General features: G+C 70.3%; 12 protein-coding genes and 1 pseudogene. 1 reads left to right on the top strand and 12 read right to left on the bottom strand.

Features of this window, described 5'->3' with window-relative positions; all coding sequences use genetic code 11:
- Positions 1-34 precede the first annotated feature (34 nt).
- The 7 genes and pseudogenes from GQQ92_RS15865 to GQQ92_RS15895 form a co-directional block, all read right to left on the bottom strand.
- Positions 35-724 carry an endonuclease domain-containing protein gene (locus GQQ92_RS15865; protein WP_197738300.1) on the bottom strand — a complete coding sequence of 230 codons (690 nt, stop codon included), beginning with the start codon at positions 722-724 and terminating at the stop codon, positions 35-37.
- Between the two features lie 409 nt (positions 725-1,133).
- Entirely contained in the window at positions 1,134-1,928 is a 795-nt protein-coding gene (locus GQQ92_RS15870) for an alpha/beta fold hydrolase (protein WP_197738301.1), read from the bottom strand.
- Positions 1,925-2,575 (bottom strand): isochorismatase family protein, encoded by a 651-nt coding sequence (locus tag GQQ92_RS15875; RefSeq protein ID WP_157000276.1) that lies wholly within the window; start codon positions 2,573-2,575, stop codon positions 1,925-1,927. Before GQQ92_RS15875 ends, GQQ92_RS15870 begins: the two co-directional genes overlap by 4 nt.
- 130 nt (positions 2,576-2,705) lie before the next feature.
- Entirely contained in the window at positions 2,706-4,274 is a 1,569-nt protein-coding gene (locus tag GQQ92_RS15880) for a D-alanyl-D-alanine carboxypeptidase/D-alanyl-D-alanine-endopeptidase (protein WP_232057754.1), read from the bottom strand.
- A gap of 79 nt (positions 4,275-4,353) precedes the next feature.
- Positions 4,354-5,337 carry a Gfo/Idh/MocA family protein gene (locus GQQ92_RS15885; protein WP_157000277.1) on the bottom strand — a complete coding sequence of 328 codons (984 nt, stop codon included), beginning with the start codon at positions 5,335-5,337 and terminating at the stop codon, positions 4,354-4,356.
- A gap of 127 nt (positions 5,338-5,464) precedes the next feature.
- Positions 5,465-5,809: pseudogene (locus tag GQQ92_RS16895) on the bottom strand (sugar ABC transporter substrate-binding protein); the annotation flags it as partial.
- A 142-nt stretch (positions 5,810-5,951) separates the two neighbouring features.
- Complete coding sequence (locus GQQ92_RS15895) at positions 5,952-7,055, bottom strand: LacI family DNA-binding transcriptional regulator (RefSeq protein ID WP_232057755.1); 1,104 nt, start codon at positions 7,053-7,055, stop codon at positions 5,952-5,954.
- A 168-nt stretch (positions 7,056-7,223) separates the two neighbouring features.
- On the opposite strand from GQQ92_RS15895, the gene GQQ92_RS15900 reads away from it, so the two are divergent.
- Entirely contained in the window at positions 7,224-8,165 is a 942-nt protein-coding gene (locus tag GQQ92_RS15900; RefSeq protein WP_232057756.1) for an N-acetylglucosamine kinase, read from the top strand.
- A 47-nt stretch (positions 8,166-8,212) separates the two neighbouring features.
- Here the strand turns inward: GQQ92_RS15900 and GQQ92_RS15905 are convergent, their stop codons facing one another.
- From GQQ92_RS15905 to GQQ92_RS15920, 5 genes are all read right to left on the bottom strand, one after another.
- Positions 8,213-9,070 (bottom strand): NmrA family NAD(P)-binding protein, encoded by an 858-nt coding sequence (locus GQQ92_RS15905; RefSeq protein WP_157000279.1) that lies wholly within the window; start codon positions 9,068-9,070, stop codon positions 8,213-8,215.
- Complete coding sequence (locus tag GQQ92_RS15910) at positions 9,067-9,504, bottom strand: MarR family winged helix-turn-helix transcriptional regulator (RefSeq protein ID WP_157000280.1); 438 nt, start codon at positions 9,502-9,504, stop codon at positions 9,067-9,069. The genes GQQ92_RS15905 and GQQ92_RS15910 overlap by 4 nt, the downstream gene beginning before the upstream one ends.
- On the bottom strand, positions 9,504-9,632 hold the full coding sequence (locus GQQ92_RS16960) for a hypothetical protein (RefSeq protein WP_269149189.1): 129 nt from the start codon (positions 9,630-9,632) through the stop codon (positions 9,504-9,506). Before GQQ92_RS16960 ends, GQQ92_RS15910 begins: the two co-directional genes overlap by 1 nt.
- Before the next feature lie 57 nt (positions 9,633-9,689).
- Positions 9,690-10,598, bottom strand: coding sequence for a hypothetical protein (locus GQQ92_RS15915; RefSeq protein WP_157000281.1), 909 nt, complete (start codon positions 10,596-10,598; stop codon positions 9,690-9,692).
- Positions 10,599-10,821: 223 nt separating this feature from the next.
- A complete protein-coding gene (locus GQQ92_RS15920) occupies positions 10,822-11,097 on the bottom strand; it encodes a hypothetical protein (RefSeq protein WP_157000282.1) in 276 nt (91 codons plus the stop codon).
- Between the last annotated feature and the right edge of the window lie 529 nt (positions 11,098-11,626).

Consider the following 11,626-nt stretch of genomic DNA (forward strand, 5'->3'; position numbering starts at 1 on the left):
AGGCGCACACGGCACCGACGGCGCCGCGCACAGGTCACGCGCGGTGCTGGCCGCGCCGCATGACGAGGTGAATCGTGCTGAGCACGCTCGGCCAGTCCGCGACGATCTGCCGATGGCTGAAGTCGAGCACGAGATACCCGCAGGCCCGAAGAAACGCCTTGCGCTCCCGATCGCGCTCGAAACTCTGCTCGTCTCCGTGCGCCGAGTAGCCCTCGCACTCGACGACGAGACGTTCGCCGATCAGGAGATCGGCGAAGTACCCGCCTGGCAATGCCGCCTGCGGCTTCGCCGCGATACCCGCCTGTCGGAGGCGCTCCCGCGCGATCGTCTCCCCGACAGCCTGACTCAGGGTGCTCGAGCGGCTCGCGATCGCGAATCCCCGCCGGCTGAGGCGACCCAGCATCGCGTCGAACGACGCGTCGTCGAGCCTCGGAGGCACCTCGGACCATGGCAGCGACTCGCGCGCCGAATCGATGACGCACAGCGCCGCGACGGGCGGCAAGCAGTCGATCACCTGCTCGAGCACCGTTGCGATCGGCGGCAGCGCATCGCCCGCCGGACCGCGTTCGTCCCAATGGAGTGCGATCGAAGCGGCGAGGCTGGGACGAATCCGTCCGCGTCCGTCGCTCGCCCGGCGGAACCGCGAATCGTGCGCCCCGACGGAGACGTGCAGCGCCGACGGGGGATCGAGCACGCGAAGCCCGTGCGCCGTGGCAGCGCTCACGCAGGCGATGCGGCCTCCGACGCGAACCGCCCGCTTGATCCTCTCGTCGAGGGCCGGATCGACGAAGTGTCCGATCCGAGCACGTTCGACGCTGCCGGATGCCACGGATGCGGCGATGCTCTTCGGCGAGTGGCCGACCTCTCGGAGGTCCCGGGTTCGGCAGGTGCCTCCGAGTCTCCTGATGACGTCGATCGCCGGTTCCATGCCACGAGCATGCGATCAGCGCACGGGTCGATCTCGCGACATCCGCCGCACGGAGTCTCTGCCAGACCGCGGCGCACCTGTGGAGGAGTACTCGGCGGGCAACCCACGCTGCCGGATTCGGCAGTTTTGGCGACACGCCATCGCTCGAGGCCGCGGCACACGGGGTGTCGCCAAAACTCCGAATCCGGCAGAAGCGAGGAGCAGGTCAGGGAGAGGCGAGGAACGCGATCGCGGCGTCCTTGAAGGCGCGGGCGGTGAGGGTCGACACGTGGTCGCGTCGGGGGATCGCGACCAGCTCGCTGCCCCACGCCTCGGCGAGTCCGCCCGCACCGGCGGGCACCGGGTCGTCTTCGCCGACGACGAAGAGCGAGCGGATGCCGCGCGGGAACTCGAGCGGCGCCCCGGCGAATCCCTCGACGACGCCGAGCAGCGCCTCGGCGTCGCCGCCGGCGGAGAGCGCGGGCTTCAGCACCTGGTCGACGAGCGGATGCCCCGTGGACTCGCCGCGGAGCAGGAGCCCGCGCACCTCGTCGAGGTCCCATGAGGCGAAGAGTTCGTTCGGACCGGCTCCGCCGATGACCACGCGGCGCAGGCGCTCGGGCGCGAGCAGCGCAGCGGCCGAGAGGATGCGGGTGCCCATCGAGTAGCCGATCGCATCGGCGCGATCGACGCCGGCGGTGTCGAGCACAGCGAGCAGGTCGGCGCCGAACACCTCGGGCGTGTATGAGGCCGCCGCGATCGGCTTGTCGCTCGCGCCGTGGCCGCGGAGGTCGAGCGTGATCACCGTGCGGCCGGCATCGGTCAGCGCCCGCACCCAGCCCGTGCGCTCCCACGTGGTCGCGGCGTCGGAGGCGAAGCCGTGCACGAGCAGCACCGGCGGGGATCCGGGGGCGCCCTCGGCGCCGTCACCGTCGCGCGGGGCCGTGACGCGGTAGCCGATGAGCTCGCCGTCCTCGGCCTCCGCGTAGAGCACCGCGTCGCGCGACGCCGCCGGGATCACGACGGCGACCCCGCGGCATCCGCCCCCGCGGCATCCGCCGACCCCGCGGCATCCGACCGCCCCGCGGCATCCGCCCCCGCGATCTCGGCGCCGGCATGCCCGAGCTCGGCGAGCGCCGCCTCGGAGGACGCGGCCGCGACCCCGGCCACGAGGCCCGTGAGCACGCGCACGTGCTGGCCGTGCTCGAGCGCGTCGAGGGCGCTGGCGCGCACGCAGTAGTCGGTGGCGATGCCGACGACGTCGACCTCGGTGATGCCATGGCGCGTCAGCACCTCGCCGATCGTCGCGCCCGCATCGTCGGTGCCCTCGAAGATCGAGTACGCGGGCACCCCCTGGCCCTTGCGGATGTGCACGTCGATCGCGGCGACGTCGAGGTCGGGGTGGTATTCGGCGCCGCTCGTGCCCGCCACGCAGTGCGGCGGCCACGTGTCGACGAAGTCGGGCGCGGCGTCGGTCGCGAAGTGGCCGCCGTTGTCGTTCTCGCCGGAGTGCCAGTCGCGGGATGCCACGACGAGCGCGTAGTCGTCGCGGTGCGCGGCGAGGTGCCGGGTGATGCCCGCGGCCACCGCCGCTCCCCCGTCGACGCCGAGCGCGCCGCCCTCGGTGAAGTCGTTCTGCACGTCGATGATGAACAGGGCCCGGGTCATGGCTCTCTCCCGCCGGTCGGGGCATCGGGCCGGGGCACGTGCGGATGCCGCAGCCGCCGGATGCCGCAGATGGGTCCCATTCTCCCAGCGACGCGTCGTCGCGGCATCCGCCCTCGCCGAATCGGGCGGGTCAGGCGTCGGAGAGGTCGTCGCCGCAGAGGTAGAAGCCCGTCGTGAGCGTGTCGATCGCCTGCTTGGCGTCATCGCTCACGTCGCCCAGCGCGTAGATCGCGAACGTGAGGGTCGTGCCGTCCTGCGCGCGGATCACTCCGGAGAGCGTGTAGCCCGAGTTGATCCAGCCCGTCTTCGCCGACACCGCGCCCGATGCCACCGAGTTGTCGCCCGAGAACCGGTCGCTGTACGAGAGCGAGCCGCGCTCCCCCGACACGGGGAGTCCGTCCATGAGCACGCCGAGGTTGCCCTCACGGGCGTTGATCTTCACGAAGAGCTGCGTGAGGTACGACGGCGGCACCGCGTTGTCGTCGCTGAGGCCCGAGCCGTCGACGATCACGATGCCCGTGGTGTCGATGCCGTAGTCGGCGAGCCCCTGCAGCACGCCCGCGTTGATCGCGTCGAACGTGTTGCCCGATCCGGTCTCGATCGCGACGAGACGCGCGAGCATCTCGGCGACGGTGTTGTCGGAGACGACGAGCGCCTTGTCGACGAGTTGGGCGACCGTCGGCGAGCTCACGGCGCCGAGCTGCTGGGCGCCCGCGGGCGCGGTGCCGCGTTCGATCGTCGCGATGCCGCCGAGCTCGTCGGCGAACGCCTGACCGGCCCTGCTGATGGGATCGCCGCTGCGCCAGGACGTGTTCGCGTACGGGTCGTCGCGATCGCCGTCGACCTGCAGCGCCGTGATGTTCGACATGTAGCCGTCGTCGCGTTCGATCGTCTCCCAGCTGGACTGGTACTCGTCGCCGCCGAAGTAGCTGGAATCGAGGATCAGCTTCGTCAGCGGCGGGTTCGAGGGGTCGGCCGCCCACGCGGCCTGCACCTGCGCGGCGAGGTCGTCGAGGTGCGCGGCTCCCGGGTACACGGTCTCGTTGCCGCTCGCCGTGCGCGAGAGGGTCACGTCGCCGCCGCCGACGAGCACCGCCGAACCCGGCTCGGCGCCCTTCACGACGGTGGTCGTCGCCCGGTAGTCGGGGCCCAGCACGTTCAGCGCGGCGGCCGAGGTCAGCACCTTCATGACGCTCGCGGTGCGCGACGGCGTGCTGCCGCCGCGGTCGAAGAGCACCTCGCCGGTGGACGCGTTCACGACCTGCGCCTGCAGGTTCGCCAGGCGCGGGTCGGCGGCGCGATCGGCCACCGAGCAGGTGCGGACCTTCGTGTCGATCACGGCCGGCGCGACGGCGACCGCCGGGGACGGGCGCGCCGGGTCGGGCGTCGGCATGGGCGTCTCGGAGACCATCGCGACGGGAGCGGCCTCTTGCGGGGCCACGGCGGTGCCCGCGAACACGGCGCCGACGCCGAGCATCGCGAACGCCGCGACGCCCGCGGTGATCGTCAGTGCCCGACGGTGCCGGCGCAGGAACGACGGTGCGGATGCCGCGGGGCCGTCTAATCCGGAGGCGGCTTCGGGTTCAGCGGGCGCGTCGACCGCATCGGGTACCGCGGGCGCGTGGGCCGGGTCGGGCGACGCGTCGGCGTCGACGGGTCGGGGATCGGGCTCGCCCGTGGCATCCGTCTCGTCGGTCATCCGGGGATTCTACGGGCCGCACCGGAGCGAACCCTGATCACGGGCCGAAAATCCCCTGCATGCGGCGTCGGCCGGCCGCTCACTCGCCGGGGTAGCGCAGCCCGATCTGCTCGCGGATCGTGTCGAGGGTGCCCATGATCGCGACCGATTCGTCGATCGTGAGCAGGTCGCCCGCGAGGGTGCCCGCCGCCACGTGTCGCTCGACCGCCTCGGCCTGGAAGTGCATGCCGCGCCCCACGACCTCGGACTCGTACGTCTCGAGCACGGTGCCGTCGTGGGCGATGACGCGGAAGGAGGTGGGCGAGTACCAGACGGCGTCGATCTCGATGCGGGCCTCGGTGCCGAGCACGGTCGCGACGTTGGGGCCCTTGAGGTCGCTCGCCGAGACCGTGGTCGCGATGCGCCCGCCGTCGTAGCCGAGAACGACGGCGACCTGCGCGTCGGCACCGGTCGTCTTGTAGGTGGCCGTGCTCTGCACCGTCGTCGGCGGCCCGAAGAGATCCCACGCGAACGAGATCGGGTAGATGCCGAGGTCGAGCAGCGCGCCGCCGCCGAGCTCGAGCGCGTTGATGCGGTGCGCCGGGTCGTCGGGCAGCTTCTGCGTGTGGTCGGCGATGAGCGAGCGCACGTCGCCCAGCGTGCCGGCCTCGATGATCTCGCGGATGCGCGCCATGTGCGGCAGGTACCTGGTCCACATGGCCTCGAGCACGAGCAGGCCCTCGGATGCCGCGAGCTCGGCGATCTCGCGAGCCTCGCGCGCGTTGACGGTGAACGACTTCTCGACGAGCACGTGCTTGCCGGCCTCGAGCGCGAGGCGCGCATTGGCCGCGTGCATCGGATGCGGGGTGCCGACGTAGATGACGTCGACCTCGGGGTCGGCGACGAGCGCCTCGTAGCTCGCGTGCGCGTTCGGGATGCCGAACTCGGCGGCGAACGCGTCGGCGGCCTCCTGCGAGCGTGAACCGACGGCGCGCACGTCGAACCCGTTCGCCTTCAGGTCGCTCGTGAACAGGTGGGAGATCCAGCCGGTGGCGAGGATGCCCCAGCGCAGTCGTTCGGTCATTCGTCCAGCCTAGCGACGCGCGCCGACGGCGGAACGGTCGGATCCGCGGCCGGAGCGCGGAACGGCCCCCGCTCCGTTCGGAGCGGGGGCCCCGGTGCCGTGCGTCGTCGGACGAGTTCGACGAGTTCACGATGTCGACGACGTTCGGGTTGTCGGCGTGCGCCTCGGCCGCGTTCACCTTCGTCACGATGACCGGCTCGAGCAGGTACGCCGGAACGACCTCCACGCCGTTGTCGTACTGCTCGGTGTCGTTGACCTCGGCCTCGTCGCCGGCCTGGAGCTGCTGGACCATCTCGATCGTCTGCTCGACCAGGAGGGTCGTGTCCTTGTTGATGGTGGAGTACTGCTCGCCGGGCATGATCGACTCGACCGACTCGACCTCGGAGTCCTGACCGGTGACCGTGATCTTCGAGATGTCCTTGCCGGCCTGCTTGGCCGACGTGATGATCGCGCGGGCGAGGTTGTCGTCGGGCGGATTCTTTCGAGAGCGGGATCTCAGCGTTGCCACCGCAGGTTCGCACACGACGGACATGGATGTCAACGTTGGACATCTCTGGGACCGCGGATGCCTCGGGGCATCGCCGGCGGGGCCCCGGACGGATAACGCCGACTGGTCAGTCAGCGCGCGGGCCGGGCGCGGGGATCTCGCCGGAGCCGCGTTTGACGAGCCGCGTCGGGATCTCGATGAGCCTGGTCGGGCCGGCGTGGTGCTCGATGCGCTCGATCGCCAAGCGCCCGGCCGCGCGGCCGAGTTCGATCGGGTCGTGCGCCACCACGGAGATGCCCAGCATCTCGGCGAGCTCGAAATCGTCGAACCCGATGAGCGCGATCTCCTCGGGCCGGGCTTTCAGTTCGCGGAGCGCGCCCATCGTCGCGCGGTTGTTGCCGGTGACGATGGCCGTCGGCGGATCGTCGGAGTCCAGGAGCGAGCGCACCTGGGACTCGGGCGAGATGGCCCGATCGTTGCCGAGCCGCTCCCACGACGACGAATCGGCGACGCCCGCCTCGGCGAGTGCCTGTCGATACCCCGCCAGCCGCTCGGTGAGCGTGTACATCTCGGAGGGATTGCTGATGAACCCGATGCGGCGGTGGCCGAGCGCGGTCAGCGAGCGCACTGCCTCGGCCATGCCGCTGCGATTGGCGAGCACGACCGTGTCGGCGACGAGGTCGTTGGCCGGGCGGTCGACGGTGATGATCGGCGTGCCGAGGTGGCGCTCGCCCTCGAGGTAGGACTGGTCGCCGGCGATCGGGATCAGCACGAGGGCGCGCACCAGTTGACGGAGCAGCGCGTCGACGACGACCGGCTCGCTCTCGGGCGCATCGCCGGTGCTCGCGAGCAGCATCGTGAAGCCGTTCTTCGTGAGCTCCTGCTCGATGCCGGCGGCGACCTGGAAGTAGAACGGGTTGCGGATGTCGCCCATCACGAACGCGACCGTGGCGGTCTTGCCGCCCTGTCGGAGGTTTCGGGCCAGCGTGTTCGGGCGGAAATGCAACCGCTTCGCGGCCTCGAGGATGCGCTCGCGGGTCTCGGGAGACACGCTCGACGAGCCGCTGTAGACGCGCGAGACCGTCTTCGCGCTGACTCCGGCGAGCCTCGCGACATCGTGAAGGGTCGCTCTGGGTTGCATCGAGATCTCCGTGTCGGCGATCGGGCCGACGAAGCCGACGGCGCTCGTGGGCTCGAGTGCTCGCCGACAGCCTCCCACAGAAGCCGTCATGTCGGGTAGCATGCGTGGATACCGAATGTCCATCGTTGACATGCGGCTGGGCGTTCGTCACGAGCGGCGCTGCACAGGATCCGGGCTCCCGAGCAGGAGGCCCGGTGTCGACCGTCGCCGGAGTGCGCTCGGATGACGAGCGGGAGGAAGTTCATGGGGTCCGATGCGATGACGCCCGGAATCGGGTCGTCCCCCGGCGACCCGATCCTGGCGGTGGACGCCGGCCAGTCGGCGATCAAGGTGCGCTACGACGGCGAGCACGTGCGCGAATGGGCCGGTCCCGGCATCCGCACCGACCTTCCGCTGCGCCCGCAGCTCGCGGATGTGATCCGCGACGCGTTCGACCGCGGCTGCCGGCCGACCACGGTCGGCATCGGCGTCTCGGGGCTCACGCATCTCGAGGCCGACGCGGTTCCGCTGCTCCGCTCGGGGCCGCAGCAGCTCGGCGTCCGCACGATCACGCTCGCCCACGACTCGGTCACGGCCTACCTCGGCGCGCTCGGCGAGGAGCGCGGCGTGGTCATCGCGGCGGGCACGGGATCCGTGGCGTTCGCGGTCGGGGCCACCGAGGTCGCACGCATCGACGGTTGGGGAAACCTGATGGGCGATGCCGGCAGCGGCTACTGGATCGGCCGCGAGGCTCTCGACGCCGCGATGCGCGCCCACGACGGACGAGGCCCGCAGACCGCGCTCCTCGATCTCGTCGGAGCCGAGTTCCCCGACGTGGAGGCGGCGTACATCGAGCTGCAGGCAGACCCGAAGCGGGTCGAGCGCATCGCCGCACATGCGCGGCAGGTCTGCGAGATCGCCGACCACGACGCCGTCGCGCGGGACATCGCGACACGGGCAGCAGGCGAGCTCGCGCTGTCGGCCTTCACGGGTCTGCGCCGGGTCGACGAGCACACCGCGCGAGCGCCGAGGATCCGTGCCGCCGGCGGCATCTTCCGCAGTCACCGCATCGTCGAAGAGTTCGAATCCGGCCTCCGTTCGCGCCTACCCGGGGCCGACATCCAGGTCGCCGATGCGCACCCCCTCGACGGCGCCGAGATGCTCGCGCGCGTCGCCGACGGGAGCGTGCTCGCAACGCTGATCTCCCGCGCGCGCGCCTGACGCACCCGCACGGAGCGGCCGAACTGCGCTGACCGCGCCCACAGCGCTCAGCGCTCCCAGACGCCGCGTTCCCGTTCGGCGAACTCGCGGAAGGTGGTCGCGGGCCGCCCGGTGAGCTTTCGCACCATGCGGTTCGGGAACGCCGAGATGTTGAAGCGCACGACGCGGTAGATCATCTTCTGCACCGCGATGTAGTCGTCGGGCCGGCCCTCGGCTCGCAGCCGGTCGAGGTACGCGCCTTCCGACGGCCTGGCGTACCGGATCGGGCGCCCGAGCACCTCGGTCAGCACCTCGGCGACGCGGCGGTACGTCAACGACTGCTCCCCCGAGAGCGTGTACGCCTTGCGCAGGTGCCCCTCGCCGGTGAACGTCGCGGCGGCCACGAGGCCGATGTCGCGCGCGTCGATGAACGCGGTGTGCGACCGCCCGGCCGGCACGAAGATCTCGTCCTGCTCGCGGATCTCCTCGCCGTACATGGCGGTGAGGTTCTGCATGAAGAAGTTCGGCCGGAGGAACGTGTACGGCGCGTCGACCTGCTTCAGATACGCCTCGACGGCGTGATGCGGCGTTCGCCGGTTGGCCTGCACCCCCTGCAACGAGAGGAAGACGATCTGGCGGATGCCGCGGCGCATCGCGGCGTCGATGAGCGGGAACAGGTACGTCTGCACGTCTTCGATCGCGGGCGGGCGCATGAGGAACAGCCGATCGCAGCCTTCCAGCGCGGCTTCGAGCGCTGCCGCCTGCGCGCCGAACTCGAAGGCCCGCGCTTCGACGCCGTCGGGCAGCTCGGCCGCCCCGCCGCGCACGCCGGCGACGACGCGCTCGCCGCGCTCCACCAGTTCGGCGACCACCGAGGACCCCACGATGCCCGTGGCTCCCGTGACGAACACCGCTTCTCGAGTCATGTCTCCTCCGTGATCCGGTCGAGCAGGTCGGCGAGCAGGATCAGCTCGCCGTCGTCGAGCAGGTCGAAACGCGGACGCATCCGCTCGATGACCGACCGCTCGAACCGGTCGACCTCGGTCGCCGCCGCATCCGTCATGCGCAGGATGCGCGAGCGCGCGTCATCGGGGTTCGCGTCGGTCTCGACGAGCCCTGCGGCCTTGAGCCCGTCGATGAGCTGGGTGACGGCCCCCGGCGTCACGCCGAGCGTGGACGCCAGGATGCTCGGCGTCACGGGACCGCGGCGGTGTGCGAGCGTGAACAGCGCCTGCAGTTGCGTGCGCGAGAGTTCGTGATCGCCGAAGGGGGTGCGCCGCCCGGCGGTGACGGCACGTGAGAGCAGCGTCATCGACTCGAGCACCGAGGCGACGCGGGCTGCGCGGTCGACGGCGCCCATCAGCGGCTCACGAACGGCATCTCGCCGATGAACGTGCGATCCTCGACCTGAGTGAGGATGAAGTCGGCGAGGTCGTCGCGGCTGATCTGCGTGCTGCCGGTCGCGCCGAACCACGCGATGACCCTCATGAATTCACTTTAGCTGCTATATCAATTCGGGCGGGCGACGCGCGGCGCGCAGCCTGCTCAGGGCTGCCGCGCCGCGGACGACCGCACCGCATCCACCAGCGCCTCGCGATCGCGGATCGGACTCGAGCGGGGCGTGGTCGTCGTGAGGAAGTGCTGGGCGTACGGGAAGCAGGCCGCCGAGCACGGCGCCTCGGCGAGGACTCCTGCGCCGAAGGTGTTGCGTTCGACCGAGACCGAGTCGAGCGGGATCCGCAGCGCCTCGGCCATCTCGTCGGGGTCGAACACGAGCCCGAACGCCACCGAGTCCTCGTGCATGAGCCGCCCGCCGTAGTCGACCGAGAGGTTGCCGTCGACCCAGAGGCGTTGGTCGAGCGGGGTCATGGCACCCGTCCGCAGTCCGGCGGTCGCGACGAGGTCGTTCGACCCCCGCCGGCTGCGGACGTCGATGATCACCTCGGCGGCGTGCGAGGTCGTCATCACCGCGCGAGAGGTGGTCGGCGTCGAGAAGCCCTGCGCCGGGTCGTAGTTGACGGTGTTCGACTCGTAGTCGCAGATGATCCAGGTCAGCATGCCGGTACGGATGTCCTCCGCGATCAGGTAGAGCTCGACGCGCACACCCCAGAACACCGGGGCGTGCACGTTGAAGGCGCCGATGATCGCGCAGTGCCGCGGCTCCTCACCCGCGAACATCGCGGTCGGGGTGAGCCGGTACCCCGGAGGCAGCAGCCGCGCCGCCGCGTCCTCGTCGAGGATCTCGTAGGCAAGGAACGTGCAGTACGGTTCCACGACGAACCCCATGTACTCCTCGGCGCGAGCGTTGGCGATGATCCGACGCTGCAGCCCGAGCGGCAGCCGCGAGAGCATCTCGGCCCGCCCGTGCAGTGCGGCCACGCCCTTCGGAGAGATGCCGCTCTCGGCGAAGGCGATGAAGTCCCGTCGTTCCGTCGACCCGATGCGCGTGTCCATGGCGCAAACGTAGCCGCGCGGCGTGCGCGGCCGAATCGACCAGACGATTGATCCTGCCCGCTCGCACCGCGAACGATTCGCGCCGACATCGCCCCGGAACGGACGTCGGATGCCGGGCGCGGAGCGCGGCCCGCGAACGATGTAGAAGATGGAGCCGCCTGTGGGATAGGAACGAAAGTCACGCTGACTCACGCGCCGTTGGTGCGACCACGCCGTATGAGGCTCATGATTTGATCCGCGCGTCGACCAGGGACTGAGCGAATCGCAGATGAGCCTTCCGTGAGGCCACACCGTGGCCTGAGGTCCACGAAGTCCCCAAAGTCAGCAACACCTGGTCATCGCCAGATTCAACTTCCAACGCGTAGTAATGCAGACCGGCAATTCGCTGCGAAGTTAATGCCGCCGAACACGGAGTTGTTTGCTCGAAGATCAGGAGGGGTTGTCCGTTTTCCCACACCCAGGCCTCTATCCGCCCTTCCCGCTCGATGAGCGTGGCCATCACATGGAGCGGACCAACACGAGCAAATCGGATAGGCCCATCAAACCCTTCGCGCCGAAGGATTCGTTCTACATGCCCCGCCCCACGCGAGATCGCGAAACCCACCACGACCGCGACCACCACACACAGGCCACAAAAGAGGCCGTATCGGAGAACGATCGAGAGGAAGGGTTCCCAGTCCGGGGGCGTAGTCGAAAACGTCGACGACCAGGCTCCCAGGACCGGCCCTGCGATCGCAATGGATCCGACCACGCGTATGGCAATCGCTCGGTGCGTGGATCTCACGGCCTCGGGGCGAATAGCAACCGTCATCAGAAGACTCGCGTTTCCCACCAGACGTCGATTGCCGGGATGTTCGCAACCTCCGCAGCCTCAGTTCCAAGTCCAATCCACGCGAGAGCGATGATGCGCCCCGGGTTTGATGGAGGCCGGGTTAGTTGGAAGCCGCGCCCGTGAGGGTGCGAGGTTGAGCGTAGTCGACGTCGGGGCGCTCAGCCCAGTACGCCTGTTCGTGCTCGACTGGTGGGAC

Origin of the sequence: Agromyces terreus (genome assembly GCF_009749465.1) — a bacterium.
GTDB lineage: Bacteria > Actinomycetota > Actinomycetes > Actinomycetales > Microbacteriaceae > Agromyces > Agromyces terreus.

Excerpts from the sequence above, each read along its gene's own strand:
- GQQ92_RS15875 (WP_157000276.1), bottom strand. The coding sequence starts at position 2,575 with ATGACCCGGGCCCTGTTCATCATCGACGTGCAGAACGACTTCACCGAG.
- GQQ92_RS15880 (WP_232057754.1), bottom strand. The coding sequence starts at position 4,274 with ATGACCGACGAGACGGATGCCACGGGCGAGCCCGATCCCCGACCCGTC.
- GQQ92_RS15885 (WP_157000277.1), bottom strand. The coding sequence starts at position 5,337 with ATGACCGAACGACTGCGCTGGGGCATCCTCGCCACCGGCTGGATCTCC.
- GQQ92_RS15895 (WP_232057755.1), bottom strand. The coding sequence starts at position 7,055 with ATGACGGCTTCTGTGGGAGGCTGTCGGCGAGCACTCGAGCCCACGAGC.
- GQQ92_RS15900 (WP_232057756.1), top strand. The coding sequence starts at position 7,224 with ATGACGCCCGGAATCGGGTCGTCCCCCGGCGACCCGATCCTGGCGGTG.
- GQQ92_RS15905 (WP_157000279.1), bottom strand. The coding sequence starts at position 9,070 with ATGACTCGAGAAGCGGTGTTCGTCACGGGAGCCACGGGCATCGTGGGG.
- GQQ92_RS15910 (WP_157000280.1), bottom strand. The coding sequence starts at position 9,504 with ATGGGCGCCGTCGACCGCGCAGCCCGCGTCGCCTCGGTGCTCGAGTCG.
- GQQ92_RS16960 (WP_269149189.1), bottom strand. The coding sequence starts at position 9,632 with ATGAGGGTCATCGCGTGGTTCGGCGCGACCGGCAGCACGCAGATCAGC.
- GQQ92_RS15915 (WP_157000281.1), bottom strand. The coding sequence starts at position 10,598 with ATGGACACGCGCATCGGGTCGACGGAACGACGGGACTTCATCGCCTTC.
- GQQ92_RS15920 (WP_157000282.1), bottom strand. The coding sequence starts at position 11,097 with ATGGCCACGCTCATCGAGCGGGAAGGGCGGATAGAGGCCTGGGTGTGG.